General features: G+C 73.0%; 25 protein-coding genes. 3 read left to right on the top strand and 22 right to left on the bottom strand.

Going from position 1 to position 26,033, the window contains the following annotated elements; genetic code table 11:
* Positions 1–26: 26 nt before the first annotated feature.
* The 10 genes from ACZ4V1_RS12395 to ACZ4V1_RS12350 form a co-directional block, all read right to left on the bottom strand.
* On the bottom strand, positions 27–701 hold the full coding sequence (locus tag ACZ4V1_RS12395) for a response regulator (protein WP_468333363.1): 675 nt from the start codon (positions 699–701) through the stop codon (positions 27–29).
* The gene (locus ACZ4V1_RS12390; protein WP_468333360.1) at positions 698–2,113 is read right to left on the bottom strand and encodes a sensor histidine kinase; all 1,416 of its coding nucleotides are present in this window, start codon (positions 2,111–2,113) and stop codon (positions 698–700) included. Before ACZ4V1_RS12390 ends, ACZ4V1_RS12395 begins: the two co-directional genes overlap by 4 nt.
* A 107-nt stretch (positions 2,114–2,220) precedes the next feature.
* Positions 2,221–2,907 (bottom strand): response regulator, encoded by a 687-nt coding sequence (locus ACZ4V1_RS12385; protein ID WP_468333357.1) that lies wholly within the window; start codon positions 2,905–2,907, stop codon positions 2,221–2,223.
* Positions 2,904–4,289 carry a sensor histidine kinase gene (locus ACZ4V1_RS12380; protein WP_468333354.1) on the bottom strand — a complete coding sequence of 462 codons (1,386 nt, stop codon included), beginning with the start codon at positions 4,287–4,289 and terminating at the stop codon, positions 2,904–2,906. The genes ACZ4V1_RS12385 and ACZ4V1_RS12380 overlap by 4 nt, the downstream gene beginning before the upstream one ends.
* Positions 4,282–5,586: an acyltransferase family protein gene (locus ACZ4V1_RS12375; protein WP_468333351.1), complete on the bottom strand. Its 1,305-nt coding sequence runs from the start codon at positions 5,584–5,586 to the stop codon at positions 4,282–4,284. The genes ACZ4V1_RS12380 and ACZ4V1_RS12375 overlap by 8 nt, the downstream gene beginning before the upstream one ends.
* Entirely contained in the window at positions 5,579–6,568 is a 990-nt protein-coding gene (locus tag ACZ4V1_RS12370) for an alpha/beta hydrolase (protein ID WP_468333348.1), read from the bottom strand. Before ACZ4V1_RS12370 ends, ACZ4V1_RS12375 begins: the two co-directional genes overlap by 8 nt.
* Before the next feature lie 158 nt (positions 6,569–6,726).
* Positions 6,727–7,677, bottom strand: a complete 951-nt coding sequence (locus tag ACZ4V1_RS12365; RefSeq protein ID WP_468333345.1) for an alpha/beta hydrolase — start codon at positions 7,675–7,677, stop codon at positions 6,727–6,729.
* A gap of 150 nt (positions 7,678–7,827) precedes the next feature.
* Entirely contained in the window at positions 7,828–9,057 is a 1,230-nt protein-coding gene (gene kynU / locus ACZ4V1_RS12360; protein ID WP_468333342.1) for a kynureninase, read from the bottom strand.
* On the bottom strand, positions 9,050–9,865 hold the full coding sequence (locus ACZ4V1_RS12355; RefSeq protein ID WP_468333339.1) for a tryptophan 2,3-dioxygenase family protein: 816 nt from the start codon (positions 9,863–9,865) through the stop codon (positions 9,050–9,052). Before ACZ4V1_RS12355 ends, kynU begins: the two co-directional genes overlap by 8 nt.
* A 154-nt stretch (positions 9,866–10,019) precedes the next feature.
* Positions 10,020–10,433 carry a DUF3151 domain-containing protein gene (locus tag ACZ4V1_RS12350; RefSeq protein WP_468333336.1) on the bottom strand — a complete coding sequence of 138 codons (414 nt, stop codon included), beginning with the start codon at positions 10,431–10,433 and terminating at the stop codon, positions 10,020–10,022.
* On the opposite strand from ACZ4V1_RS12350, the gene ACZ4V1_RS12345 reads away from it, so the two are divergent.
* Positions 10,426–10,560 carry a hypothetical protein gene (locus tag ACZ4V1_RS12345; protein ID WP_468333334.1) on the top strand — a complete coding sequence of 45 codons (135 nt, stop codon included), beginning with the start codon at positions 10,426–10,428 and terminating at the stop codon, positions 10,558–10,560. The genes ACZ4V1_RS12350 and ACZ4V1_RS12345 overlap by 8 nt on opposite strands.
* Here the strand turns inward: ACZ4V1_RS12345 and fbaA are convergent.
* From fbaA to ACZ4V1_RS12300, 9 genes are all read right to left on the bottom strand, one after another.
* Entirely contained in the window at positions 10,545–11,576 is a 1,032-nt protein-coding gene (fbaA, locus tag ACZ4V1_RS12340; RefSeq protein WP_468333332.1) for a class II fructose-bisphosphate aldolase, read from the bottom strand. The two genes, ACZ4V1_RS12345 and fbaA, sit on opposite strands and share 16 nt — an antisense overlap.
* A gap of 155 nt (positions 11,577–11,731) precedes the next feature.
* Complete coding sequence (pyrE, locus tag ACZ4V1_RS12335) at positions 11,732–12,280, bottom strand: orotate phosphoribosyltransferase (protein WP_468333329.1); 549 nt, start codon at positions 12,278–12,280, stop codon at positions 11,732–11,734.
* 10 nt (positions 12,281–12,290) lie between these two features.
* Positions 12,291–13,106: an aldose epimerase family protein gene (locus ACZ4V1_RS12330; protein WP_468333326.1), complete on the bottom strand. Its 816-nt coding sequence runs from the start codon at positions 13,104–13,106 to the stop codon at positions 12,291–12,293.
* 133 nt (positions 13,107–13,239) lie between these two features.
* The gene (locus tag ACZ4V1_RS12325; RefSeq protein ID WP_468333323.1) at positions 13,240–14,202 is read right to left on the bottom strand and encodes an SRPBCC domain-containing protein; all 963 of its coding nucleotides are present in this window, start codon (positions 14,200–14,202) and stop codon (positions 13,240–13,242) included.
* A 52-nt stretch (positions 14,203–14,254) separates the two neighbouring features.
* Positions 14,255–14,992: a response regulator transcription factor gene (locus tag ACZ4V1_RS12320; RefSeq protein ID WP_468333320.1), complete on the bottom strand. Its 738-nt coding sequence runs from the start codon at positions 14,990–14,992 to the stop codon at positions 14,255–14,257.
* On the bottom strand, positions 14,989–16,161 hold the full coding sequence (locus ACZ4V1_RS12315) for a sensor histidine kinase (RefSeq protein WP_468333317.1): 1,173 nt from the start codon (positions 16,159–16,161) through the stop codon (positions 14,989–14,991). Before ACZ4V1_RS12315 ends, ACZ4V1_RS12320 begins: the two co-directional genes overlap by 4 nt.
* 347 nt (positions 16,162–16,508) lie before the next feature.
* Positions 16,509–18,152, bottom strand: coding sequence for a polyamine aminopropyltransferase (locus ACZ4V1_RS12310; RefSeq protein ID WP_468333565.1), 1,644 nt, complete (start codon positions 18,150–18,152; stop codon positions 16,509–16,511).
* 241 nt (positions 18,153–18,393) lie between these two features.
* A complete protein-coding gene (locus tag ACZ4V1_RS12305) occupies positions 18,394–18,930 on the bottom strand; it encodes a DUF2617 family protein (protein ID WP_468333314.1) in 537 nt (178 codons plus the stop codon).
* A 396-nt stretch (positions 18,931–19,326) separates the two neighbouring features.
* On the bottom strand, positions 19,327–19,599 hold the full coding sequence (locus ACZ4V1_RS12300; protein ID WP_468333311.1) for a hypothetical protein: 273 nt from the start codon (positions 19,597–19,599) through the stop codon (positions 19,327–19,329).
* 198 nt (positions 19,600–19,797) lie between these two features.
* Between ACZ4V1_RS12300 and ACZ4V1_RS12295 the strand changes: the two genes are divergently transcribed.
* Positions 19,798–21,057 (top strand): pyridoxal phosphate-dependent aminotransferase, encoded by a 1,260-nt coding sequence (locus ACZ4V1_RS12295; RefSeq protein ID WP_468333308.1) that lies wholly within the window; start codon positions 19,798–19,800, stop codon positions 21,055–21,057.
* A 111-nt stretch (positions 21,058–21,168) separates the two neighbouring features.
* Here ACZ4V1_RS12295 and ACZ4V1_RS12290 read toward each other — a convergent pair whose 3' ends face one another.
* Positions 21,169–21,705 carry a YbjN domain-containing protein gene (locus ACZ4V1_RS12290; RefSeq protein WP_055418755.1) on the bottom strand — a complete coding sequence of 179 codons (537 nt, stop codon included), beginning with the start codon at positions 21,703–21,705 and terminating at the stop codon, positions 21,169–21,171.
* A gap of 231 nt (positions 21,706–21,936) precedes the next feature.
* Here ACZ4V1_RS12290 and ACZ4V1_RS12285 point away from each other — a divergent pair, with 231 nt between their 5' ends.
* Positions 21,937–22,413 carry a hypothetical protein gene (locus ACZ4V1_RS12285; RefSeq protein ID WP_468333305.1) on the top strand — a complete coding sequence of 159 codons (477 nt, stop codon included), beginning with the start codon at positions 21,937–21,939 and terminating at the stop codon, positions 22,411–22,413.
* Positions 22,414–22,506: 93 nt separating this feature from the next.
* On the opposite strand, the gene clpB is transcribed toward ACZ4V1_RS12285, so the two are convergent.
* Positions 22,507–25,107, bottom strand: a complete 2,601-nt coding sequence (gene clpB, locus ACZ4V1_RS12280) for an ATP-dependent chaperone ClpB (RefSeq protein WP_468333302.1) — start codon at positions 25,105–25,107, stop codon at positions 22,507–22,509.
* 307 nt (positions 25,108–25,414) lie between these two features.
* Entirely contained in the window at positions 25,415–25,750 is a 336-nt protein-coding gene (locus tag ACZ4V1_RS12275) for a hypothetical protein (RefSeq protein WP_468333299.1), read from the bottom strand.
* Positions 25,751–26,033: the final 283 nt, after the last annotated feature.

The following is a 26,033-nucleotide window of genomic DNA, read 5'->3' as shown; positions in this document are numbered from 1 at the left end:
CCCTGGCCAGAGGCCCGGGACGTCTCTCAGCCCGGTGTCACCAGGCGGGCCTCGTAGGCGAAGACCGCGGCCTGGGTGCGGTCGCGCAGGCCCAGCTTCACCAGGATCCGGCTGACGTGCGTCTTGATCGTCGACTCGGCGACCACCAGGCGCTCGGCGATCTCCGAGTTGGACAGGCCCTGTGCGATCAGGACCAGCACCTCCGTCTCCCGCTCGGTCAGGTCGCCGTACGCCGCCTGCGCCGAGGACATCAGCCGCGGGCCGTCGGAGAGCTTGGAGAACTCGGTGATCAGGCGCTTGGTGACCGAGGGGGCGAGGAGGGCCTCGCCGGCGGCCACCACCCGGACGCCGTCGGCGAGCTGACGGGCCGAGGCGTCCTTGAGGAGGAACCCGGAGGCGCCCGCGCGCAGCGCTTGGTACACGTACTCGTCGAGGTCGAAGGTGGTGAGGACGAGGACCTTCGCCGCGCCGTCGGCGGCGACGATCTCCCGCGTCGCCTCGATGCCGTTCAGCTCGGGCATGCGGATGTCCATCAGGACGATGTCCGGGGCCAGTTCGCGGACCTTCGCCACGGCCTCCCGGCCGTTGACCGCCTCGCCGACGACCTCGATGTCCCGCATCGCGTTCAGCAGGACGGAGAAGCCCTCGCGGACCATCATCTGGTCGTCGGCGATCAGTACCCGGATCGTGCGGTCGTTCATGCTTCACCCTCGGTCGGTGCCGTGACCGGCAGGAACACCGCCACCTCGTAGCCTCCGTCGTCGGTGGGGCCGGCCGTCATCTCGCCGTTCAGCATCGAGACGCGCTCGCGCATGCCGGTGATGCCGTGCCCGGCGCCCATCGACGGGTGCGGGTGATGTCCTCCCTCGGGGACGGTGGCCGGGTGTTCAGGGGCGGTAGCCGGGTGACGGGCGGGCTTGGCCGGCAAGGGCCCCGGCACCGAGCCGTTGACGACTCTCAGGCCCAGGCCGCCGAGGACGTAGGAGACCTCGACGCGGGCGGTCGCGCCGGGCGCGTGCCGCAGGGAGTTGCTCAGCGCCTCCTGCACGATCCGGTACGCCGACAGCTCCACGCCGGGCGGCAGCTCGCGCACCGCTCCGGTCACCGCCTTCTCCACGCTCAGGCCGGCCTCGCGCACGTTGGCGAGCAGGGCGTCCAGGTCGGCGAGCGTGGGCTGCGGGGCGTCCGGGGCCTCGTAGTCCTCGGCGCGGACGACCCCCAGGACACGGCGCAGCTCGGTGAGGGCGGCCACCGCGTTCTCCCGGATGGTGGCGAAGGCGCGCTCCAGCTCCTCCGGCGGGTTCTCCACCCGGTAGGGCGCGGCCTCCGCCTGGATGGCGACCACGGACATGTGGTGGGCGACCACGTCGTGCAGCTCGCGGGCGATGGTGGTGCGCTCCTCCAGGAGGGTGCGCCGGGACCGCTCGTGCGCGGTGACCGTCTGCTGCGCGCTCACCTGCTGACGGGCGTCGCGCCGGATGTGCCAGACGGAGACCACCAGGAGGGCGAAGGCGGAGACGGTCAGCAGCGGTGCCGAGTTGGTGCTGAAGTGGCCGGCGCCGAACAGCGTCTCGACGACGAAGCCGTAGGCCGCGGTCAGGGCCCACATCCAGGCTGCCGTACGGGGCCGGGTGCGTATGGCCACGATCACCAGCACCGCCTGATGGCACATGAACGTGCCGGGCAGCCACGGCCAGTCGCCCCAGCTGCTGCCGAGCAACGACACCACCGGGGTCGCCGCCATGGACATCCAGAAGGCACCGACCGGCCGGACCAGCGTGGCCAGCACCGGGAGCGCGCAGATCACCCCGGACAGCAGGGCCGGAAGACCGTCGGACGTGCCGCTGCCCACCGATCCGCCCCAGAAGCACAGCAGCGCGGCGGCGGCCACCACCGCGTACGGGAGGCGGGCCGCGTGGGGCCGCATCCGGGCCGGGAGGCGGCGGATCACCGGCCCGTACGCGGCCGTGCGAGGCAGCGGACGGTAGGCGAAGGCGTCGTGGAACAGGTCCTCGCGCAGCCCGCTCAGGGCATTCACGGCCAGCCGGTACTCGGGGCTGCGCGATCCGCTTCCGTCTCCGGCAGGCGTGGTCGTCTGGGTCGTCTCGGTCACGTTCGCAACGGTAGGCGGTGCCGGTGGGCACCGTCGTCACCAGTGAGAGGGGTCCTTCGGCATCCGCCTCAGGTACTACGCGCCCGCCCCGCTCGGCACCCCGGACATCAGTACCCGGACGGTCGCACCAGGCCCGACTCGTAGGCGAACACCGCCGCCTGCGTGCGGTCCCTGAGGCCCAGCTTCACCAGGATCCGGCCCACGTGGGTCTTCACCGTCTGCTCGGCGACCACCAGTCGCTGGGCGATCTCCGCGTTCGACAGGCCCTGTGCGATCAGGGCGAGCACCTCGGTCTCCCGCTCGGTCAGCTCGCCGACGCGGGTCTTCAACGGGCCGCGCGGCCGGTCGTCCAGCCGGGAGAACTCGGCGATCAGCCGCCGGGTGATGCCCGGCGCGAGCAGCGCGTCGCCGGCCGCCACCACCCGGACCGCGTCGGCGAGCTGGTCGGCGGAGGCGTCCTTGAGCAGGAACCCGGACGCGCCGGCCCGCAGCGCCTCGTACACGTACTCGTCGAGGTCGAAGGTGGTCAGCACCAGCACCCTGATCTTCTCGGTCGCCCCGGTGATGCGGCGGGTGGCCTCGATGCCGCCCAGCTCCGGCATGCGGATGTCCATCAGGACCACGTCCGGTGCCGTCTCGGCGACCTTGGCCACGGCGTCCAGGCCGTCCACCGCCTGCCCGATCACCTCGATGTCGGGCTGGGTGTTGAGCAGCACGGTGAAACCCTGCCGGACCATCTGCTGGTCGTCGGCGATCAGCACGCGGATCACGCGGCCGTTGCTGCTGGTCGTCATGGGGTGTGGTCCTCGGTGGGGTGGTGAGCGGAGGGGTGGGCCGAAGGGTGGGAGGGAGGGTCGGGGCCGTCGGCCGGCAGGAACGCGGCCACCTGGTAGCCACCGCCCGGCAGTGTCTGCGCCGTCAGGGTGCCGTCGAGCATCGCCACCCGTTCCCGCATGCCGAGCAGCCCGTGTCCCGCCCCCTGAGAGGGTGCCGGGGAACGCGTCGGCCGCGTGTTGGAGACCTCCACGCGCAGCCCGATCGGAAGGTGTGTGAGGTGGACCCGGGCGGTCGCGCCGGGCGCGTGCCGCAGGACGTTGCTGAGCGCCTCCTGCACGATCCGGTACGCCGACAGCTCCACACCGGGCGGCAGGGGTCTGCGTGTCCCGCTCGTCTCGGTGGTGACGGTCAGACCGGCGGCCCGGATGTTTTCCACCAGCGCGTCGAGCCGGTCGAGGGTGGGCTGCGGGGCGTGCGGGGCGGCGTCCGTCCCGTCGGGCGCCTCCAGAGCGTCGGGGTGCTCGGAGCGCAGCACGCCCAGCACCCGGCGCAGTTCGGTGAGGGCCTCCAGCGCGTTCTGTCGGATGCCCGCGAGGTTCTCCTTCAGCTCGTCCGGCGGATTCTCGACGAGGAGGGGGGCGACCTGGGCCTGGATGGAGATCACCGACATGTGGTGGGCGACCACGTCGTGCAGCTCGCGGGCGATGCGGCCGCGCTCCTCCAGCAGGGTGCGCCGGGCTCTCTCCTCGGCGGTGAGCGAGGTCTGCTGCGCGAGTTCCGTGCGGGCCTCGCGGCGGCCGCGCAGGGCGGTGCCGAGCAGAACGACGACCGCGAACAGGATGACGGCGAGCTGGCCGGTCGGCTGGTAGTTCCGCCCGCCCACCAGGCCCTGCACGACGTAGGTGACGAGGGCGGTCAGGGCCAGCGCCTCCGCGGACACCCGGGTGCGGACCCGCAGCGCGAGCAGCAGCAGCACGAACAGGTGCCCGATGATCCCGGCGGCCGTCCAGGGCCAGGTGAACTCGTAGTCCTCCGCGACCATCTCGGCCCGCAGGGCGAAGGCCCCCACCAGCATGGCCGCCGTCGACAGCCACCACCCCGCGACCGGCCGCCACAGTGCCAGCACCATCGCGCCGGCCTGGGCGAGGGCGATCACGAAGGCGAACCCGGCGTCGATCCCGCCGTTGTCGTCGAGCTGGGCCGCGTCACCGAGCAGCACGCCCAGGGCGGCCAGACAGACGACCCCGTGCGGGAACCAGCGCAGCCACACCGACGGCGGCAGCGGATCCGCCCGCCAGGTCCACAGGTCGTCGTGCAGCACCCGCAGCACCCGCTCGACCCGGCCGCCCTTGGTCATCAGCCGGCTCCCCCTTCGCATCACACGGCCCACCCTAGACATGACGTGCCCCCTCCGCCCTCGTCCGGCCCGGCGGGCGATGGGAGCGCACGACCCGGGTGCGGCGCCGGCCGCCACCGCGCTCGAAGGAGCGAAAGGCGGCCCAGCAGCCTCCCAGGACGAGCGCGAACACCGGCAGCCAGACGAGCCGGGCCGCGACCCAGTCCAGGCCGCCGGGGAGCGTGTGCAGGCCTGGCAGGCGGCCCGCCAGGAGGCCGGTGGCCGTGGTCGCCATCAACGCGGTCTGGTGCCACAGGAAGATCGTCATCGCGGAGAGGTTGACCAGTGCGACCGCGGCCCATGCCATGGGCCGCCGCATCGCGCGACGCAGCCGCTCGCGCAGCAGCAGGGCGAGGCCGCACTGCGCCAGGCCGAAGGTGACGGCGGCCAGCGTCGGCGGGTTGAGGTTCGACACCTCGGCGCCGGGGACGCCGACCATCGACGCCGGGTAGCCCGCCCAGGCGACGAGCGCGGCGGTCGCCGCCGTACCACCGGTGAGCAGGATCCAGCCCGCTCGGCGGTCCAGTTCGCCGCGGGTCCAGGCGGCGCCGAGGGAGTAGGGGACCAGCCAGCCGGCCGCGAGGTTGATCCAGCCGATCCAGGACGGGGCGCCGAATCCGAAGCGCAGCAGGTCGACGTGGAGGACGACGACCAGCGGCCACAGCGGATGCAGACGAGTCAGCAGCGGGGTCGCCGCCGTCAGCACGGCGAAGACCAGCAGGAACCACAGCGGGGACAGGGCCAGCTTCACCAGGGTGTGGACGGTCACGAACTCCGCGCCCGTCAGGAGGAGCAGCGCCGCCGTCACCGTCCACAGGGTGAGGACGGCCGCGACCGGGCGGAACAGCCGGGACAACCGGGCGGACAGCCAAGGGCCGTAGGACGTGCCGCGGGCTCGGGCCGACGCGTGGCCGCGGGTGGCGACATGGCCGCCGACCAGGAAGAACACGGCGAGGGTCTGGAAGACCCAGGAGATCGGGGACAGCCAGGGCATGTCCCGCAGCGGGCTGGCCGCGCGCAGGCTGTTGCCGTCGGCGACCAGGGCCGTCACCAGCCAGTGGCCGAGGACCACGCCGAGGATGGCGAAGGCGCGCAGGGCGTCGACGGCCCGGTCACGCGAGGCGGGCGTGGCGGCGTCGATCCGGGCGGCGGCCCGGCGCAGCCCCTGCCGGACGGCGGTGCGACACGGATTCTGCCGGGCGGCGGTGCGACACGGACCCTGCCGGGCGGCTTCAGCGCGCCACCGGCCGGGCGCCTCGCGCGGAGGACTCGGCCGCGTCGCTCGGGGCACGTCAGGCATGGGTCACCTCCGTGGTCTCGCCCAGGGCGATCCGGGCCAGGTTGGTCAGGGAGACGGAGCCGGTGTCGAAGTAGTCGCTGTGGCCGCCCCCGCCGGCCGCGAAGACCCGCGCGCCGAAATCCGGGGAGACCGGGTCGGTGCCGAAGCCGACGGTGGTGCCGAAGAGGCCGGCGCTGAGGTGCGGAACGTGCTCCACCCAGTCGTCGGCCCCGCGTGCCGCCCAGACCCGGGCACCGGTGCCGAGGCCCGCGGCGGTGTCCGCGCCGGTGCCGGGGCTGCCGACCAGGGCGATGTCGGCGACGTCCAGGCCGTCGGCGGCGCGGGCGCAGACCACCGAGCCGTAGGAGTGGCACAGGAGGGCGAGACGGGCGCCGGGGGCGGTGATCCCGCGCAGGGTGTCGACCAGGGCGCGCAGCTTCGGGGCGGCACGGTCGGCACGGTCGGTCGTGGCGACCGCGGTGCTCACGGTGCCCGGTGTCTCGTAGCCCAGCCAGGCCACGACCGCGGTGCCACCGCCCTCGGGCGTCTGGGCGGCGAGCTGCCGGTGCAGGGCCAGGGCGGCGGCACGGAACCGGCCGTACGTGTCGAGGCTCGTGTCGGAGCCCGGGACCAGGACGGCGACGCGGTCGGCGTGGGACAGGTCGCCGAAGACCTCCGTGGCCAGTCCGGCCCCCCGGCCGTCGAAGGCGAGCAGCCGCCGGGACGGGTCGGCCATCGAGCGGTCCGCCGCCGCGCGGTGCCGGTCCCCGTGGGCGGCCGCCATCCGGGCCGCCTCGGCGGCGTTGGCCCGGTTGGCGGCGTACGCCTCCTCCAGCGTGTCCGCCGTCGGGGCCGCGAGTGCGGCGGGAGCCGGAGCGGGGATCTGGGGGCGCGCGGCACCGGAGAGGGGAAGGACCACGGCACCACAGATGAGCGCGGCGAGGACAGTGCGACGCCATCTGTTCACGCGCCGCCGCCAACGTACCGTCGTCCCGGGCCCCATGGCCTCTCCCCTCCAGCTCGCCCGACCATCGGGCTTGTCTGTAAGGGAAGTTATGAATCGCGCCGGGTAACCCGCGTCCCGCCAGGGAACTCACCTGCCGGGTAGCTCTCAGGTACTACGGGTACGACCGGGCCCGCCCAACAGGTACGGCCCCGGCCTCACCAGGCCAGTTGTGCGATCTCCTCCGCCACCACCGCGCACGCGTCCGCCGCCGGATCGATCAGCGGGTAGTGGCCGACGTCCTCCAGCAGCGTCACGCCCACCACCTCCCCCGCCTTGGCCGCCGCGTCGGCATACGCCTCGGCGACCGCCTGCGGGACGTCCACGTCGGCACGGCCCTGGACGAGGGTCGTCGCGATGCCGGTGGGCAGCAGCAGGGCCGGATCGGCGTAGGGCCGGCGTTCGGCGAACCGCTCCGCGCCGCCGAGGAGTTGCCGGGCCGCCCCGCCGCACACGTCGAGCTTGTCGGCGATCTCGAAGTCCGCGATCGGCGCGAGGGCGACCACGCCGCGCAGGGGTGCCGGGCGGTCGGTGCGCCAAGGTGCGTCTGCGGGCAGCAGATGCCGGGCGGCCGCCCACAGGGCGAGGTGACCGCCGGCGGAGTGGCCGGTGAGCACGATCCGGCGCGCGTCGGCCTGCGGAAGGTGCTGCCGCACCAGAGCGGGCAGCGCGTCCAGCGCGGCGGCGACATCGTCGAAGGTGTCGGGCCACCGCCCCGCGACCAGACCGTCCCCGCCCTCCGTACCGCGCCGGTACTCCACGCTGGCGACGGCGATGCCCCGGTGGGCCAGGAAGCCGGCGAACGGGCTGACATGGCGCCGGTCGTACGGCGCCCGCCACGAACCTCCGTGCAGGACCACCACGACGGGGGCGGCACCGCCCAAGCCCCCCGCGCCGCCCAAGCCCCCCGCGCCGCCCGGAGCCCCCGAGCCGCCCAAAACCCCCACGCCGCGCGGGACGTAGAAGTCGATCACCTGGTCCGGGTGGTCGCCGTACACGGCGGTGCTGTCGGGGTCGACGACCGGGTGCGAGAAGGCCGATTTCTGCTCGGCGGCCTCCGCGGCGGCCCTCGCGGCAGCGGTGCCCGGTTCTGCGGCGGCGTCCGGCATGCTCAACCTCTCAGCGGCAAAACGGTGTTGGCGGCTCGGGGGGAATGAAATCGGCCGTTGGCGGGACGCTATCAGGCCGGTGACGTGCGCGGACATGGGGATGTAACGCTGGGTGAGGACCGAGCGGAGCGCCCGGCCCTCACCCGCCCGTCACACCGGCGTATCGGCCGGCGTCTCCGTCGGCGTATCGGCCGACGTCTCCGCCAGCACCCGCGCCGCCCGCTCCACGTCCGCGAAGCCGACGTACAGCGGGGTGAAGCCGAAGCGCAGGACGTCCGGGGCGCGGAAGTCACCGACCACCCCGCGCTCGATCAGCCGCTTCATCACGTCCCCGGCATCGGCACAGCGCAGCGCGACCTGGCTGCCCCGCTCGGCGTGCGCCGCCGGTGTCAGCGACTCCAACCGGCCGTCCGGCACGTACTCCCCGACGCAGCGCAGGAAGAAGTCGGTCAGCGCCAGGGACTTGGCCCGTACCGCTTCCACCGACACCCCGTCCCACACCTCCAGCGCCGCCTCCAGGGCGAGCATGGAGAGGATGTCCGGCGTACCGACCCGGCCGCGCACCGCGCCGGACGCCGGGGCGTACCCGGGCCGCATACCGAAGGGCTCGGCGTGCGAGTTCCAGCCCGGCAGCGGGGAGTCGAAGCGGTCCTGGAGGTCGCGGCGCACGTACAGGTAGGCGGGCGAACCGGGTCCGCCGTTGAGGTACTTGTAGGTGCAGCCGACCGCCAGGTCGACGCCGTGCTCGTCGAGGCCGACCGGCAGCGCGCCCGCGCTGTGGCACAGGTCCCAGACGGCGTACGCCCCCGCCGCGTGCGCCGCGGCCGTGAGCGCGGGCAGGTCGTGCAGCCGGCCCGTGCGGTAGTCGACGTGGTTGAGCAGGACCGCGGCGGTACGGTCCCCGAGCGCCGACGGAACCTCGGACGGGGTGACCGGGCGCAGGGTCCGGCCCGTCATCCGGGCCGCCGACTCGGCGATGTAGCCGTCCGTGGGGAAGGTGGTGGCGTCGACGAGGATCTCGTCCCGGTCCGCACCCGCCATCCGTACCGCCGCGACGAGCGCCTTGAACACGTTGACGCTCGTCGAGTCGCCCACGACGATCTGCCCGTCCGCCGCCCCGACCAGCGGGGCGATCCGGTCGCCGATCCGCTCGGGCGCGGTCCACCAGCCGCTCTCCTCCCACGACCGGATGCGCAGCTCGCCCCACTGGCGGCGTACGACGTCCTCCACGCGCGCGGGGACGCCGGCCGGGAGGGCGCCGAGCGAGTTGCCGTCCAGGTAGACGACGTCGTCCAGGACGAACCGCTCGCGCAGTGCCGCCAGCTCGTCGGCGGCGTCCAGCTTCTCGGCCTCAGTCACCGGTTCGAGAAGTTCAGACATACGACCGCGCCGTCCACAGCTCGGGGAACACGTTGCCGCGGGCCCGCTTCTCCAGCCAGGCCACCCCGGCGGAGCCGCCCGTGCCGGTCTTGGAGCCCATCGCGCGGCGGGTGGCGACCAGGTGGTCGTTGCGCCAGCGCCACACCAGCTCGGCGACGTCGGTGAGCGCCTCGCCGAGGCGGGCCAGCTCGCCGTTCTGGTCACCGGAGTAGACGGCCGTCCAGGCGGCCTCCACCTCCGGGGCCGGCTCGTACTTCCGGGTGACGTCGCGCCGGAGCACGGCGTCCGGGATGTCGTACCCGCGCCGGGACAGCAGCCGGACCACCTCGTCGTACAGGCTCGGCTCGTGCAGCGCCTTCTCCAGCTCCGCGTGGACGCGCGGGGCGCCGCGGTGCGGAACGAGCATGGACGCGGACTTGTCGCCGAGCAGGAACTCCAGGCGGCGGTACATCGCCGACTGGAAGCCGGAGCCCTCGCCGAGGGCACTCCGGTAGGAGTTGAACTGGGCGGGCGTCAGGCCCGCGAGCGGCGTCCAGGAGGCGTTCAGCGCCTCCAGCTCCCGCACCGAGCGCTTGAGCGCGTCGGTCGCCACCTGGATCCGGTCCTCGCGCAGGGCGCGGGCCGCGGTCTCCCACTCGTGGACGATGACGGTGAACCACAGCTCCATGACCTGGGTCGTGACCAGGAAGACCATCTCTCCGGGATCGTCGGAGAGGGTGTGCTGGAGATGGGTGAGCACGTCCGCCTTGACATAGTCCTCGTACGGCGTGCTGCCCTCGAAGTCGAGATTCGGGGCGTCGTGGGACATCGCTGTCTCCTGATGTGCACTCCGGGTAGCGGTCCGCCCTGCCGTTACCGACACGGGGCCCCGGTCCCCACACGGCATCTTCCGCAATCGTCGCAGGAAACCGCAAGGCCCGCCCGCGCGAGGCGGACGGGCCGGGACGTGTCCGGTCCCCGGGTCAGCCGAGTACGTCGGCCGCCGTCGGCGAGGAGTCCTTCAGGAACTGGCTGCAGCGCTCGTACTCCTCCTTCTCGCCGATCGCCTGGGCGGCGCGGGCGAGGGCGTGCAGGGCGCGCAGGAAGCCGCGGTTCGGCTCGTGCTCCCAGGGCACCGGACCGTGCCCCTTCCAGCCGCTGCGGCGCAGGGAGTCCAGGCCGCGGTGGTAGCCCGTGCGGGCGTACGCGTACGACTCGACGGTGCTGCCCCGCTCGAACGCCTCGTCGGCCAGCCGGGCCCAGGCCAGGGAGGACGTCGGGTACTTCGCGGCGACGTCGGCGGCGGTCGCCCCGCCCGCCAGCAGTTCGCGCGGCCCGGGGTCGTCGGGGAGGTGGGTCGGGGGCGGTCCCCCGAGGAGGTTCTCGTGAATGGCCATGGCACAAGTCTGCGCCATGCCGCCGGCATACGTACGAGGGCCCGGCAACCCGGGCGAATCCCGGGGTGCCGAGCCCGTCGCGGGCGGCGCGGACGACCGCGCCACCCGCCGCTACTTGATCTTCTGACCCGCCGAGCGCAGGTGCCCGCAGGCCTCGACGACACGCGCGGCCATGCCGGCCTCGGCCAGCTTGCCCCAGGTGCGCGGGTCGTAGGTCTTCTTGTCGCCGACCTCGCCGTCGACCTTCAGGACGCCGTCGTAGTTGCGGAACATGTGGTCGGCGACCGGACGCGTGAAGGCGTACTGGGTGTCCGTGTCGATGTTCATCTTGACCACGCCGTTCTCCAGCGCGGTCGCGATCTCCTCGGCGGAGGAGCCGGAGCCGCCGTGGAAGACGAAGTTGAACGGCTTGCTGCCGGCCGGCTGACCGTACTTGGCGGCGACGCCCTCGTTCAGCTCCTTGAGCAGCTCGGGGCGGAGCACGACGTTGCCCGGCTTGTACACGCCGTGCACATTGCCGAAGGACGCGGCGAGCAGGTAGCGGCCCTTCTCGCCCAGGCCCAGCGCCTCGACGGTGCGGACCGCGTCGTCGACCGTGGTGTAGAGGGAGTCGTTGATCTCGTGGGAGACGCCGTCCTCCTCGCCGCCGGTCGGGGTGATCTCGACCTCGAGGATGATCTTGGCGGCGCGGGCGCGCTCCAGCAGCTCCGTGGCGATGGAGAGGTTGTCGGAGAGCGTCTCCGCGGAGCCGTCCCACATGTGGGACTGGAACAGCGGGTTGCGGCCGGCCTTGACGCGCTCCTCGGAGACCGCCAGCAGCGGCCGCACGTAGGCGTCGAGCTTGTCCTTCGGGCAGTGGTCCGTGTGCAGGGCGACGGTGACGTCGTACTTCTCGGCCACGATGTGCGCGAACTCGGCGAGGGCGACGGCGCCGGTCACCATGTCCTTGTTGTGCTGGCCGCCCAGGAACTCGGCGCCGCCGGTGGACATCTGGATGATGCCGTCGCTCTCCGCCTCCGCGAAACCGCGCAGGGCCGCGTGCAGCGTCTGGGAAGAGGTCACGTTGATGGCCGGGTAGGCGAACTTTCCTGCCTTCGCCCGGTCCAGCATCTCGTTGTAGACCTCGGGAGTTGCGATGGGCATCTGTCCGCTCCTTGTATGTGCGGGGGGCGTGAAACGTGCTTACGGCCCTGACCTAGACCTGGGGGGCGACGTCATCGTCGGCCCCATCTTTCCAGACGAAGCGGGATACTCCGAGTGGACGTCCGCCGGACGTCCGGCCGACCACCGTCCGAGGCTCAGTCCAGGCCCAGCTCGTCCTTGTCGTACGCGTACCGGTACGGCACCCCGGCGCCCTCCTGGATCTTCTCGGCGGCGCCCGTGGCCCGGTCGACGATCGTCGCCACGGCCACGACCTCGGCACCGGCCTCGCGCACGGCCTCGACGGCGGTGAGCGGGGAGCCGCCGGTGGTGGAGGTGTCCTCGACGACCAGGACGCGGCGGCCCCTGATGTCCGGACCCTCGACGCGGCGCTGCAGCCCGTGCGCCTTGGCGGCCTTGCGGACGACGAAGGCGTCCAGTCGCCTCCCGCGCGCGGCGGCCGCGTGCAGCATGCTCGCGGCGACCGGGTCGGCGCCCATGGTCAGCCCGCCCACCGCGTCGAAGTCCAGGTCGGCGGTCAGGTCCAGCAGCACCTGCCCGACCAGCGGCGCGGCCTCGCCGTCCAGGGTGATCCGGCGCAGGTCGACGTAGTAGTCGGCCTCGAGACCCGAGGAGAGGGTCACCTTGCCGTGCACCACGGCCTTGTCCTTGATCTGCTGCAGCAGCGCGCCGCGTACGTCCGTCATGTACGCCAGCTTAAAGGCGGCGCCAGCTCCAGGTCGTGGTGGCCTCCAGCGGCTCCAGGGGTGTGACCAGGCGCGGGAGGGTGTTCAGACCGTTGGGCGGGCCGGTCTGCGGCTCCACGCAGACGGCGGCCTCCTGCTCGTCGTAGACCACGGCCCACTGCTCCGGGCTGGTCACCCTCAGCTCCAGCCGCTCCGGCCAGGTGAGGGTGACGTCGACGCCGTCCGGCATGCCGAAACAGTCGTCCCATGGGCCCGGCTTCGGGTCGACGCGGTTGCCGGTGGGCAGGTGGTCGTCGCCGCGCTCCTCCTGCCAGGCGGCGTCGAAGGCGATCGTGACACCCGCGCCGTCCGCGCCGTCCGCGCCGTCCGCGCCGCCGAGGGTGCGGTTGAACCAGGGGTGCCAGCCGATCTGCGCCGGGAACGACGACTCGTACGTCTCGACCGACATCGTCAGCGTCAGCGCGTCCCCGGTGAGGGCGATCACCTGGGTGACGCGGCCGGAGTAGGGCCAGGGGTCGGTGAGGTCGTACGTGATGACGGCCTCGTCGCCGGTGACGCGGGCGGTGCGCCAGGCGGCGTCGCGGGCGGTGCCGTGGATGGCGTGCGGCGGGGAGTTGAGCGGCATCCGGTGGACGACGGCGCCGTCCCGGAAGCGGCCCTCGCGGATCCGGCCGCACCAGGGGACCATCGGGAAGCAGCCGTAGCGCTCGCCCTGGCGGAGCAGTTCCGTGCCGCCGACGCGCAGCCCGCCGATCCGGCCGCCGTTGCCCGGCAGCACGGTCGCCTCCGCGTCACCCGCGGTCAGCGTGATGGGTTCGTTACTCACGTCATGACCCTACTGGGGCGATCAAGGGGACCCGGGCACGGCCGCCCGGCCGGCGGGGACCGGTGACGGTTCGGCGGCAACCGGTCACGGTTCAGTGGGAAACGGTGACGGTTCAACGGCAGCCGGTGACGGTTCAGCGACGCCTGCGCAGGGCGCGGCCCACCACGATCGCCGACGCCACGACCAGCGCCGCCGCCGGAGCGGCCCAGCGCAGGGGAGCACCGGCCGCGCCCGCCTGGGGGGCGGGGACGGGGGCGTACCGGCCGCGCGGCGGGGCGTGGTCCACTTCCTCGGCGCTGCGGCCGATCATCGTGCGGCGCGCGTGCGCGGCCTCGGCAGGGGGCGGCTCCGCGGCCTCGGGAGTGCCGGGGGCGCTGGGGGCGGCGCTGGGGGTGGCGGGGGCGGCAGGCGCTCCGGGAGCCGCGGGAGCTCCAGGGGTATCCGGCCCCGGCCCCTCGTGCTCCTCCGGCCCGCCTTCCCTGTCCGGCCCGTCCGACTCGCCCTGCTTGTCCCGCTTACCCTGTTCCTCCTGGTCATCCGGATCACCCTGCTCGCCCGGATCACCCTCGTCCGTGTCCGTGTCCGTGTCCGTGAGGGAGGGCGGGGGCACCTGGGTGTCGAAGACGGAGGTGCGCTGCGGCTCCGTCCGCGCCGCGGACTGCCCCGGCTCCCGCTCCGCCGCCGCGCCCAGGTTCTCCGCGAACCGGGTCAGCAGCCGGATCGTGGCCGAGGCCACCGACTCCTCGGGCAGTTCCGTCACGCGCCCGTCCGCGGTGGCCGTCCCGGCGAACGTGAGAGTGGAGCCGCCGTCGGCGTCCGCCACGCGGAGGGTGAGCGCGAGCGTGACCGTGCCGGTGCCGCGCGACTCGCCGGCGTCGCCCTCGACGACGTACGCACCGTCCTCCCGCGCGGACAGGCGCAGGGAGCCCCGGTAGGTGATGGAGTGACTGCCGATGCGCACCTTCAGCCGACCCGCGACGGGCTCGGCACCGGCGTCCTGCTGGAGCCCCGGGACGGCCCGGGCGACCCGGGCGGGGTCGGCCAGTACGTCCCTGAGCCGCTCGGCCGGAACCGGAACGAACACCTCATGCTCCATGTCACGCCACCCTACCCAGCGGGCGCCCGATACACCCCCCGGCTGCGCAAAGTCACCCGTGATCTCCCGTGCCCCCCGGCGTCACCAGTCCCGCCTCGTACGCCACCACCACCGCCTGCGCCCTGCTGGTCAGGCCCAGCTTGGTCATCGTGCGGTTGAGGTGGGTCTTCACCGTGGCCTCGCTGATGAACAGGCGGTCGGCGGCCTCGGCGTTGTTCAGGCCACGGGCCACCAGTTTCAGGACCTCGGCCTCGCGGGTGGTCAGCGCCGTCAGCTCGGGCGGCGGGCCCGGGTCCGAGGGGCCCGGCCGGCCCGTGTCCGACATCCGTGTGAACGCCTCGACCAGGCGCCGGGTGACCGTGGGGGCGAACAGCGCGTCGCCGCCGTGCACCGCGCCGACCGCGGCCAGCAGCCGTTCGGGTCCCGCGTCCTTGAGCAGGAACCCGGAGGCGCCGGCCCGCAGGGCGCCGTACACGTACTCGTCCAGGTCGAAGGTGGTCAGGACGAGGACGCGGGGGGCGGGGTCGACCGCCTCGGCGAGGATCCGCCGGGTGGCCTCGATGCCGGTCATGCCGGGCATGCGGATGTCCATGAGGACGACGTCCGGCCGGGTCCGCGCGGCCAGCGCCACCGCCTCGGCGCCGTCGGACGCCTCACCGACGACCTCCATGCCCGGGGCGGCGCGCAGCAGCGCGGCCAGTCCGCTGCGGACGAGGAACTGGTCGTCGACGACGAGCAGCCTGATCGGGGCGTCCGGTGGTCGGGCCGTGGAGCCGTCTGCGTCGGTCATTCTCTGGGGGCGTCTCCCCGGCGTGCGGTGTGTACCGGCGTCGGCAGGGTCAGGCGCACGCCGAATCCCCCCTCGCTGCGCGGGCCGACGACGATCGTCCCGCCGTAGAGCTTGGCCCGCTCCCGCATCCCGATCAACCCGTGGCCGCCGCGCTCGGGGATTGTGGCCGATTCCGTCCCCTCCCGGCCTGCCCCGCCCCGGCCGTCGTCCGTCACGGACACCGTCACCTCGCCCGCACGGTAGGCGAGTTGGACGGCGGCGTTCGCTCCGGGGGCGTGCTTGAGCACGTTGGTGAGGGCCTCCTGCACCACCCGGTAGACGCAGAGCTGGACGCCGGGCGGCAGAGGACGCGGTGCGCCCGTCACGCGCAGTTCCACGCCCACGCCGCCGGAGCGCACCCGCGACACCATCTCGTCCAGTTGGCCGAGGCCGGGAGCGGGGGCGCCGACCGCGCCCTGGACGCCGTCGGCACGCAGCAGCCCGAGCATGCGGCGCAGTTCGGCGAGGGCCTCGCCGCTGGCGTCCTCGACGGTGTCCAGGGCGCCGCGCGCGGTGCGGGCGTCGGAGTGGAAGACGAAGCGGGCCAGTCCGGCCTGGACGTTGATGACCGCGATGTGGTGGGCGACCACGTCGTGCAGCTCACGGGCGATCCGGACGCGTTCCTCGGCCACCTCGCGCCTGGCCCGGTCCGCCTGTTCGGCGCGCAGCTGCCGGGTGAGTTCGCCGGTCCGGCGGGCGACGTAGCCGAACCGCCAGAGCACCAGCGGGAAGCCCACCGCCTGCCCCACGACCGACGCCATCGCCTCGGCGTCGCTGACCACTCCGGCGTGGATCCAGACGCCGGCGAGCAGGGCGGCGCAGGCGGCCGCGGTGCGGGTGGGGCGCAGGGAGGCGACGGTGTAGACGGCGAGCATGGGGCCGAAGGAGCCGACCACGGGCCAGTAGCCGAGGGTGACGTAGACCGTCCAGCAGGCGTGGACGACGATACAGACGGTGACGGGGGCGCGGGTGCGCAGGGCGAGCGGAAGGTTCAGCAGGGCGACGAGCGTCCAGGCGAGCGGGTCGAGCGCGGGCCACCCCTGGGCGACGGCCTCGGTGCCGAGCAGAACGGCCACGGTCGTCAGCGCCGCGGCGATCAGGCCGTCGGCCGCCAGGGGGTGCAGGCGCATTGCGGCAGCGTAATTCCGCCCGTTCGGCGGCGGCGTCATCCTTCCGCCGTACCGCGCAAGTTGCAGGAACCGGGCGCCTACCTCACTGGGTTGAGCCCGGTATCCACCCCCTGCGGAATTCGGGACGAGCGGGACGGCCATAGGTTCTCGGTGCGAACGATCCGCAGGGACAGGGGGGTGCGGCGGTCCGTCCCGTACCCGGGGGAGGGTCGGGCCGCCACATGTAACGCGCTCGTTCGTACGGAGGGCGGGGGGGGACGGGGCACCGGCACCGGCACCATCACCGGCACCGGGCACCGGGCACCGGGCACCGGGCACCGGGCACCGGGGGCCGGGGGGGGCGGGCTTCAGTGCCGCGGATGCACCAGCGTCGACGGTGGCAGGCCGGGGATCCGGGTCCGGGATGCGGCGCGGGCGTCCTGGGCCAGGGACCGGGGCGTGAGGGTGCGGGGACGGAGGGCCGTCGGTGCGAGGCGCAGGACGGGGGGCTTGCGGGCGGCCAGGAGGAAGCCCCAGTCACGGGGGGCGTTCGGGGCGGCGGCGGCGCGGTCGGGGCCCGGTGCGAAGCCGGTGTCCCGGGCGGCGACGCGGTAGGGGGCGGTCCGCAGTCCGGCCGCGCGGAGCGTCGCGTCCACCGTCCAGAAGGCCCGCGGGCGTGCGGAGACCGGGCCGGCGTGCACGACCAGCCGGCCGTCGGGGGCGAGCACCCGCCGCAGCAGGCCGTAGAACTCCTGCGAGTACAGCTTCGTGCTGGCCGTGATGCCCGGGTCGGGCAGGTCCGAGATCACCACGTCGTACGTCGCGGTGGGCGTCGAGCGCAGCCGGCGGAAGGCGTCCGCCGTGGTGACGCGGATGCGCGGATCGCCGTAGGCGTGCTCGTTCAGTGCGGACAGGCCGGGGTCGTGCCGGGCCAGCCGGGCGAGTCCGGGGTCGAGTTCGGCGACGTCGACGCGGCGCACGCCCGGGTGGCGCAGCACCTCCCGCGCGGCGAGGCCGTCGCCGCCGCCGAGGATCAGTACGCGCGCGTGCGGGCCGCTCATGACGGGGTGCACCAGGGCCTCGTGATACCGCCGCTCGTCACTGCCGCTGACCCGCAGCCGGCCGTCCAGGAACAGGCCGAGGGGCCGGCCGTCGGTGTCGCCGGTGAGGACCACTTCCTGTACGTCGGTCCGGACGGCCACGCGGACGTCCTGGCCGTACACGGCGTGCCGGGCGGCCCGTTCGAAGTCGTCGGCGAGGACGGTCGCCGTGGCGAGGAGGGCGAGTACGACGGCGTTGGCGGTCAGCAGCAGCCAGCGGGCCCGCCGGGTCATGTCCCGCCGGAACAGGCCGAGGACCAGGGCAGCGCCCACCACGGCGTTGACGGTACCGGTCAGCAGCGCGCCGGTGAGCTGGCCGAGGAAGGGCAGCAGTACGAAGGGGAAGGCGAGGCCGCCGACGAGCGCGCCGACGTAGTCCGCGGCGAACAGGTCGGCGACGGCACCGCCGGCGTCCTGGCGGCGGACGCGCTGGATCAGCTCCATGAGCAGCGGTACCTCGGCACCGATCAGCACGCCGATGGTGAGCGAGAAGGCGACCAGCAGGAAGCGCGGGCCGTCGGCCCACAGGCCGCCCCAGCCGCCGGTCCAGGCGAAGACGGCGTACAGCACCATCGCGCTGGAACCGCCGACGAGGGCGAGGACGGCCTCGACCGCACCGAAGCCCGCCGCCGCGAACCTGCGCAGCCGTTTGGCGGCGAGTGAGCCGAGGCCCATGGCGAAGACCATGACGGACAGGACGACGGACGCCTGGGTGACCGAGTCGCCGATCAGGTACGAGGCGAGGGCGACGAGTTCGAGTTCGTACACGAGCCCGCAGGCCGCGCAGACGAACACGCCGGCCAGCACCAGGAACCGCCCGACGGCCGGGCGTACGGGCAGTCGCGCCGGCCCACCGGGGCCGGAGGAGCCGGAGGAACCCGAGGAACCGTACGGGCCGGAGGAGCCGGACAGGCCGGATGAACCAGGCGAACCGGATGAACCGGGCGGGCCGGACGACGTGCCGCCCGCGGAGCCGGAAGAGCCGCCGGGGCCACCCCAGGACGGCGGAGAGCCGGGCGGGGCGGGCGCGTGCGGTTCGATCACGGGGTGACGTTACGTCACTACCACACTGCGGTTCGTCACCCACACGTGTGAAACTGACGTCCCATTGGGCAGCCCAGGTTTATCCCGCCCGGACCCGCACCGCACCCGCTCACACCCCGGACGGGCTGAGCTGCGACGTCGGCACTCGGACACCCACCCGGGTCCGGGTCGCCACCAAGTGGCCGTCCTGCGGGTAGGCGTGCCAGGTCCGCCAGTGCACCTGCCCCTCGTGACGATGCGCCAGCAGCGCGGTGAAGGCGTGCGGGCTGCCGGGGAAGACGCCGGCCAGCCCGTGCGGATGGTCGGCGACCAGGGCCAGCAGCTCCTGGGCACGTCCGGCGAAGGAGCCCGGCGTCAGCACCTCCACGCGGGCGGCGAACTCGTACTCCCAGTCGCCCTTCCGCTTGGCGACGCCCAGCGGAAGGGGGGTGCTGCTGCCCGGGATGCACGCCACCGTCTCGGAACAGTTGCCCCGCTCCTCCTCGAGCAGGACTTGATGGGACGCCCCCAGGAGTCTCAACTGCATTTTCGCGCCCGTGAGTTCGAGGTCCAGACTGGCGAGCGCGGGCAGCGGCTCGCGTCCCAGGGCCCAGGCGAGGTCGGCTGCGCGCGTGTCGGTGTAGGCGGTTTTCAGGGTCGTGAGCATGGATCGGCTCCGCAAGCACACAAGGAGAGGAAGGTGTGGGGCCTGCGCATCCCGGTCATTGCCGGGGATGCGGCCCGCTCAGCCCAGTCGGCCGGTCAGGAGGGGGGTCAACAGGTCGTCCGAGGAGCTGCGTTGGTGTGGAGAGGGAATCATGAACTGTGGCGCCGCCACAGCGTTTTTACCCAACTTCGTGGGGTTTCCATCCCTCAGGGGGCTCCACAGCTCAACTGTTCAACCAGGGCGCACACCCCGCCCGCACCGGCGCGCGCCGGTGCGTGGGAGCGCCCGCCGGGAGTCTTTCCCGGCGGGCGCTCGTGATGGGCGAGGGGCCCGCTCCCAGGTGCGGGCCCCGTGACGGGGATGCGGTTCCCCCTGCGGGAGCTCAGCTGCCCCGTGTCAGCTGCCTCCACCGCATCCGCCGCCGCCCCCTCCCCCGCAGGACGACGACCCGCCTCCGCAGGACGAGCCACCGTCGCCGGAGTGGTCCGAGTGGTGCCCGCCGAAGGACGAGTCGCCGGCCCACCAGCTGCTGCGGCTGCCGCGGCCGCCGTGGCCGCGGTAGCCGCTGCTTCCGCGGCCGCGGGCGCTTGCGCCGCCGCTCCGCGCGCCGGCCGTCAGCCCTCCGATGACCAGGGCACCGAACACGATCAGGATGAGGCCGATGACCATGGCGTCACCCTCCTTCCGCTTCCCGGGCTCGCACCCGGAGTTCCCCCGAAGCAACCCCCCGTTGGGCGCCTCGCTCACTGTTTGAAGCTCGTTGTGAAGTTCGTCGTGGAGCTCGTTGCGTGCTCGGGAGATGCCCCTCGCCGCCACGCCCCAAAGCAGAGTTGAGGAACTCCAGAGCTTCGGCGCAGGATGACCGCCATGACCCCCATGAGCTCCAGCGCCCGCCCCCTCCTCAACCGCCGGCTCGCCGAGTTCGGGACGACGATCTTCGCGGAGATGTCCGCCCTGGCCCAGCGGACCGGGGCGATCAACCTGGGCCAGGGCTTCCCGGACACCGACGGTCCCGAGGAGATCCGGGAGGCCGCCGTACGGGCACTGCGCGACGGGCGCGGCAACCAGTACCCGCCCGGCCCCGGCGTCCCCGAGCTGCGCACCGCCGTCGCCGCCCACCAGGAACGCCGCTACGGCCTGTCCTTCGACCCGGACACCGACGTCCTGGTCACCGCCGGCGCCACGGAGGCCATCGCCGCCTCCCTGCTCGCCCTGCTGGAACCCGGCGACGAGGTAGTCGCGCTGGAGCCGTATTACGACTCGTACGCGGCCTGCATCGCGATGGCGGGCGGCACGCGGGTGCCGGTGACGCTGCGCCCGCACCCGGACGGAGGCACCGCCGGGGGTGGCGCCGGAGGCACCACCGGGGGTGCCGCCGGAGGCACCACCGGGGATGCCGCCTTCCGCCTCGACCTCGACGAGCTGCGGGACGCGGTCACCGACCGCACCCGCCTGCTGCTGCTGAACACCCCGCACAACCCGACGGGCACCGTTCTGACCCGCGACGAGCTGTCCGCCATCGCCGAGCTGGCCGTCGAGCGGGACCTGCTGGTGGTGACCGACGAGGTCTACGAGCACCTGGTCTTCGACACGGCCGAGCACATCCCCCTGGCAAGTTTCCCGGGGATGCGCGAGCGCACGGTGACCATCGGGTCGGCCGGCAAGACGTACTCCTTCACGGGCTGGAAGGTCGGCTGGATCACCGCCGCTCCCGCCCTCGTCACGGCGGTCCGTTCCGCCAAGCAGTACCTGACGTACGTGGCCTCCGGCCCCTTCCAGTACGCCGTCGCCGAGGCCCTCGCGCTGCCCGACTCGTACTTCACCGCCTACCGCGAGGACATGCAGGCCAAGCGGAACCTGCTGGCCACCGGTCTGGAGGAGGCCGGCTTCGGCGTCTACCGCCCCGCCGGGACGTACTTCGTCACCACCGACATCCGCCCCCTCGGGGAGAGCGACGGCTTCGCCTTCTGCCGCGGCCTGCCGGAGCGCGCCGGTGTCGTCGCCGTGCCCAACGCGGTCTTCTACGACCACCGGGAGGCGGGCGCCCCCTTCGTCCGGTTCGCGTTCTGCAAGCGGACCTCCGTGCTGGAGGAGGCGGTACGGCGGCTGAAGACACTGGCGGGGTGAGCGGAAGCCGAAGCGGGGGACGTGTGCGGGGCGCGGAGACGGCGAGAGCCCGGCCCCGGCACACGACCTCGGTGGTCGGTGCCCGGCCGGGCTCTCCTCACACGGGGCGGACTATTCGCCGTCCTCGTCCGTCGGCTTCTCCGACTCGTTGACCTCCTGCTCCAGGCCGAGCTGCTCCACGAGCCACCGGTCGAACTCGATGGCGGCGCGGACCCAGCTGACCGTCGAGGAGACGAAGTGCTCCAGGCTGACGCCCATGCCGATCAGCATCTGCGCCTCGCCGATGAGGCGGACCGTGCCGTCGTCGTGGGTGTGGGAGTACACCTTGGGCCACAGGGTGCGCCGGTTCCAGTCGTCGATCGACTCCAGCAGCTGCGGCTTCTCGTCGATCTGGTGGGGCCGGTCGTAGAACGTCCGCACCGAGAAGACCTGCTGGTCGTCCTCACCGCGGAACATGAAGTACGTACGGAACTGCTCCCACGGCGCCGCGAGGTCACCCTCGTCGTCGACGACGTACTTCAGCTCCATCTGTTCGAGGAGCTGCTTCACAAGATCCTGATCCGGGACGACGGGGCCCGCCGGTCCTTGGGGCTGCGGCTCGGGCTGCTTGCCCCCGAAGTTCGGAATCGAGGACGGGTCGATGGTCACCGTGAATTTCCCTTCGTACGGATCTGGCCATCCTCCCCCATGCGGGGAGGGGCGTGGCAAGCCCGCCGGGGGCCTGTCAGCCCTGGGCTGACATGATCCGGCCGGTCGGGTGGACGCCGGGCGGACGAAGGCGGGCCATGGGGCGGGCACGGAACGCGGCGACGGGGCCCGGAGGCGGGGCGGAGGTGCCTCGGGGGCGGGCCGGACGGGGCCTGTCCGCGGCGCTCGCTCGTGACGCCTCCGGCGCTGGTGACGCTTCCTGCGCTGGTCCCGTTCCCGTTGCTCATCGCCCTCGGCGGCATCGTCCTCGGCGGCATCGTCCTGTCCGAATCGGACGGCCGGGGCGGCGGGCGGAGGGCCGGCCACGTGCCCTGCTCCGAGGCGCTCGCGTTCGGCGGAGCCGCCCTGCCGGACGGCGCGCGGCCGATCGGGGAGTGCGCGGTGCAGGGATTCCAGGACATTCATCGCAGCGCGTCCTTCCGCATGCCGCGCACGGGTGTCCAGGACTGGCCGGCGCACACCTGCCCGGACGCCCCCGCGCCCGCGCCCGCGACGGAGTCCTGCGCGGGCGCCGACGCCGGTCTGTGTCCGGATCCGGGCTACGCGCGGGGCCTGCCGGACGGTGTGGACGCCCACGCCGTCCGGGTGAGTGTGGTCTGCGAGGACGCCGGAGCGGCAGTGGTGCGGTTCGCGGCGTTCACCCGGTGACGCGCGGCGGCCCGCCACCCACCGGGGGTGACGGGCCGGTCGTGCGTCGCGCCGAGACCGGAGGGCCGGCCGACCCCGGATCGCGCGCCGTGCCTACAGCGTTTTGCCGCTCGTGGCCGGGCCGACGATCAGGGCGTCGCCGGCGCGGTCCACGCGGACCGTGTCGCCGTCCTTGATCTCGCCGGAGAGGATCTCCCGGGCGAGCCGGTCGCCGATCGCGGTCTGCACGAGGCGGCGCAGCGGGCGGGCGCCGTACGCCGGGTCCATGCCCTCGACGGCCAGCCACTCCAGGGCCTCGTCCGTGACCTCCAGGGTGAGGCGGCGCTCGGCGAGCCGCCGGGCCAGGGCGCCGATCTGGAGCCGCGCGATCCGGCTCAGCTCGTCCTTGCTCAGCGCCGAGAAGACCACGAGGTCGTCGAGCCGGTTGAGGAACTCCGGCTTGAAGGAGGCCCGGACCACCTCCAGGACCTGCTCCTTCTTCTCCGCCTCGCCGGTCAGCGGGTCGACCAGGTACTGGCTGCCCAGGTTGGAGGTGAGGACCAGGATGGTGTTGCGGAAGTCGACGGTGCGGCCCTGTCCGTCGGTGAGGCGCCCGTCGTCCAGCACCTGGAGCAGGATGTCGAAGACCTCGGGGTGCGCCTTCTCGACCTCGTCGAGCAGCACGACGCTGTACGGGCGCCGCCGCACGGCCTCGGTGAGCTGGCCGCCCTCCTCGTACCCGACGTATCCGGGCGGGGCGCCGACCAGCCGGGCGACGCTGTGCTTCTCGCTGTACTCCGACATGTCGATGCGGACCATGGCCCGCTCGTCGTCGAAGAGGAAGTCGGCGAGCGCCTTGGCCAGCTCGGTCTTGCCGACGCCGGTCGGGCCGAGGAAGAGGAACGACCCGGTGGGCCGGTCGGGATCGGCGATCCCGGCCCTGCTGCGGCGTACGGCGTCGGAGACGGCCCGCACGGCCTCCCCCTGCCCGATGAGCCGCTTGCCCAGCTCGTCCTCCATCCGCAGCAGCTTCTGCGTCTCGCCCTCCAGCAGCCGCCCGGCGGGGATGCCGGTCCAGGAGGCGACGACGTCCGCGATGTCGTCGGCGCCGACCTCCTCCTTGACCATGGTGTCCCTCGCGACCTCCTCCTCCGCCTCGGAGGCGGCCTCCAGGTCACGCTCCAGGGTCGGGATCTCGCCGTACAGGAGCTTGGAGGCGGTGTCGAAGTCGCCGTCGCGCTGGGCGCGTTCGGCCTGGCCGCGCAGTTCGTCGAGCTTCTCCTTCAGCTCGCCGACCCGGTTGAGGGACTGCTTCTCCTTCTCCCAGCGGGCGGTGAGGCCGCGCAGCTCCTCCTCCTTGTCGGCGAGGTCGCGCCGCAGCCGCTCCAGCCGTTCGAGCGAGGCGGCGTCGGTCTCCTTGCCGATCGCCAGCTCCTCCATCTTGAGCCGGTCCACGGCACGCTGGAGTTCGTCGATCTCGACGGGGGATGAGTCGATCTCCATGCGCAGCCGCGAGGCGGCCTCGTCGACGAGGTCGATGGCCTTGTCGGGCAGGAAGCGGGAGGTGATGTACCGGTCGGAGAGCGTGGCGGCGGCCACCAGCGCGCTGTCCGCGATCTGCACCTTGTGGTGGGCCTCGTAGCGCCCCTTGAGCCCGCGCAGGATCGCGATGGAGTCCTCGACGGTCGGCTCGGCGACCAGCACCTGCTGGAACCTGCGCTCCAGCGCCGGGTCCTTCTCGATCCGCTCCCGGTACTCGTCCAGTGTGGTCGCACCCACCATGCGCAGCTCACCGCGCGCGAGCATGGGCTTGAGCATGTTCCCGGCGTCCATGGCGGAGTCGCCGCCGGCGCCGGCCCCCACGACGGTGTGCAGCTCGTCGATGAAGGTGATGATCTGCCCGTCGGAGTCCTTGATCTCGGCGAGGACGGTCTTCAGCCGTTCCTCGAACTCGCCCCGGTACTTGGCCCCGGCGACCATCGCCCCGAGGTCCAGGGCGACCAGCCGCTTGTCCTTGAGCGACTCGGGCACGTCCCCCTTGACGATGCGCTGGGCGAGTCCTTCCACCACGGCGGTCTTGCCGACGCCGGGCTCGCCGATGAGGACGGGGTTGTTCTTGGTGCGGCGGGACAGCACCTGCACGACCCGCCGGATCTCCTGGTCCCGCCCGATGACCGGGTCGAGCCTGCCCTCCCGGGCGGAGGCGGTGAGGTCGGTGCCGAACTTCTCCAGCGCCTTGTACTGGCCCTCGGGGTCGGCGGTGGTCACCCTGCGCCCTCCCCTGGCCTTGCGGAAGGCTTCCCGCAGCTTCTTCGCACTGGCACCCTGCCCCTCCAGTACCTCACCGGCCGCGCCGCCCTTCGCGGCGATGCCGAGGAGCAGGTGCTCGGTGGAGAGGTACTCGTCCCCGAGCTCCTTGGCGCGGGCCTGGGCGTCGGCGACCACGGCGAGCATCTCACGGTTGGGCTGCGGCGGTGCGACCGTGGACCCGGTCACGCTGGGCAGCCCGGCGATGATGCGCTCGGCGCCGGTGCGCACGGCGGCGAGGTCGGCCTCGACGGCGGCGAGCAGGTCGGTGATGTTCTCGTTGTCCTGCCCCTGGAGCAGAGCCAGGAGCAGGTGGGCGGGGGTGAGGTCGGCGTTCCCCTCGGTCACGGCCCGGTTGCTGGCCGCGTTGATCGCGTCCCGGCTCCGGTTGGTCAGCTCGGCGTCCACGTTCTGGCTTCCCTCCTCGCGTCGGCCGTCGGCGGTCCGGCCGTGTCTCCCAGTGCTGACTCAGACAACGTACACAAAGTTGAGTCTATTCCACTCAAGGAAGAAACGGCGGCGGGGCCCGTCCGGGTGTGACACGAGGGCCCCGTGTGGCCACCGGCGCCGCGCAAGAGCTTTTCAGTCAGGCCGACGACAGGGCGTTACCCCGAAATGTCACCACAAACGACAGCGGCGTCACCGTGTTCAGGTCACGGTGACGCCGCTGCCGGGGGGAAGCACCTGAGCGATTTGTTACGACGGGGGAATCGCGTCAGGCACTGCGGGGGGTGGCCGAGATGGTCCTCACTTCGGGGGCCTCCGGCTGCACGAGCCGGTGGTCCCTCTGGTCCAGGTTCACAAAGATCATTCCGTATCGGATGGCACACCGCACGGGCTGCGGCGCTCCCCGAGGCCGCCGCAGACACCGGTACGCCCGTACGTCACCGTCATCGTCCAGCGTGACGACGACCGGCTCACCGAAGACGGTCACCATCAGGGAGTCACCGGCGTGGGGGATCGCGGTGACCAGGTCGATGAAGTGCCAGCCCGAGCGGTAGGCGGTGGCCATTTCGCGGCGGAAGGAGCGGTCGTCGGGTGGAGTAGTCATGTCACGACCACACCGTGTCATCCGTGGTGGCAGTCCCGTCCCCGCCGGCGGACGCGGCGGACACCTCCATCACTGACTCGACACCGTTCGCTCGCTCGTCGCCCTGCGCAGTAACGAGGCCATTCAGTGCTCCGAAGGCCACGACGGCGGAGAAGGCGGCGACAAGCACCGAGCGAAGCATTCTCTTAGACATAGTCGGCTTCGTCCTCACTTGAAGGTCCCCTCTTCCCCCGTCGGATAAGACGATGGCTCATTCAGGCACGTCATGGCCACACGATCGGTG

The organism is Streptomyces sp. NPDC028991, from assembly GCF_055564775.1.
The sequence above is the reverse complement of the archived record's forward strand: the minus strand, read 5'-3'. Positions and strand labels throughout refer to the sequence as shown.

What these genes read in the sequence shown, in the direction of transcription:
- ACZ4V1_RS12395 (WP_468333363.1), bottom strand. Translation starts at nt 701, where the DNA reads ATGAACGACCGCACGATCCGGGTACTGATCGCCGACGACCAGATGATG.
- ACZ4V1_RS12385 (WP_468333357.1), bottom strand. Translation starts at nt 2,907, where the DNA reads ATGACGACCAGCAGCAACGGCCGCGTGATCCGCGTGCTGATCGCCGAC.
- ACZ4V1_RS12380 (WP_468333354.1), bottom strand. Translation starts at nt 4,289, where the DNA reads ATGTCTAGGGTGGGCCGTGTGATGCGAAGGGGGAGCCGGCTGATGACC.
- ACZ4V1_RS12375 (WP_468333351.1), bottom strand. Translation starts at nt 5,586, where the DNA reads ATGCCTGACGTGCCCCGAGCGACGCGGCCGAGTCCTCCGCGCGAGGCG.
- ACZ4V1_RS12370 (WP_468333348.1), bottom strand. Translation starts at nt 6,568, where the DNA reads ATGGGGCCCGGGACGACGGTACGTTGGCGGCGGCGCGTGAACAGATGG.
- ACZ4V1_RS12365 (WP_468333345.1), bottom strand. Translation starts at nt 7,677, where the DNA reads ATGCCGGACGCCGCCGCAGAACCGGGCACCGCTGCCGCGAGGGCCGCC.
- kynU (WP_468333342.1), bottom strand. Translation starts at nt 9,057, where the DNA reads ATGTCTGAACTTCTCGAACCGGTGACTGAGGCCGAGAAGCTGGACGCC.
- ACZ4V1_RS12355 (WP_468333339.1), bottom strand. Translation starts at nt 9,865, where the DNA reads ATGTCCCACGACGCCCCGAATCTCGACTTCGAGGGCAGCACGCCGTAC.
- ACZ4V1_RS12345 (WP_468333334.1), top strand. Translation starts at nt 10,426, where the DNA reads ATGGCCATGGCACAAGTCTGCGCCATGCCGCCGGCATACGTACGAGGG.
- ACZ4V1_RS12350 (WP_468333336.1), bottom strand. Translation starts at nt 10,433, where the DNA reads ATGGCCATTCACGAGAACCTCCTCGGGGGACCGCCCCCGACCCACCTC.
- fbaA (WP_468333332.1), bottom strand. Translation starts at nt 11,576, where the DNA reads ATGCCCATCGCAACTCCCGAGGTCTACAACGAGATGCTGGACCGGGCG.
- pyrE (WP_468333329.1), bottom strand. Translation starts at nt 12,280, where the DNA reads ATGACGGACGTACGCGGCGCGCTGCTGCAGCAGATCAAGGACAAGGCC.
- ACZ4V1_RS12325 (WP_468333323.1), bottom strand. Translation starts at nt 14,202, where the DNA reads ATGGAGCATGAGGTGTTCGTTCCGGTTCCGGCCGAGCGGCTCAGGGAC.
- ACZ4V1_RS12320 (WP_468333320.1), bottom strand. Translation starts at nt 14,992, where the DNA reads ATGACCGACGCAGACGGCTCCACGGCCCGACCACCGGACGCCCCGATC.
- ACZ4V1_RS12315 (WP_468333317.1), bottom strand. Translation starts at nt 16,161, where the DNA reads ATGCGCCTGCACCCCCTGGCGGCCGACGGCCTGATCGCCGCGGCGCTG.
- ACZ4V1_RS12305 (WP_468333314.1), bottom strand. Translation starts at nt 18,930, where the DNA reads ATGCTCACGACCCTGAAAACCGCCTACACCGACACGCGCGCAGCCGAC.
- ACZ4V1_RS12300 (WP_468333311.1), bottom strand. Translation starts at nt 19,599, where the DNA reads ATGGTCATCGGCCTCATCCTGATCGTGTTCGGTGCCCTGGTCATCGGA.
- ACZ4V1_RS12295 (WP_468333308.1), top strand. Translation starts at nt 19,798, where the DNA reads ATGACCCCCATGAGCTCCAGCGCCCGCCCCCTCCTCAACCGCCGGCTC.
- ACZ4V1_RS12275 (WP_468333299.1), bottom strand. Translation starts at nt 25,750, where the DNA reads ATGACTACTCCACCCGACGACCGCTCCTTCCGCCGCGAAATGGCCACC.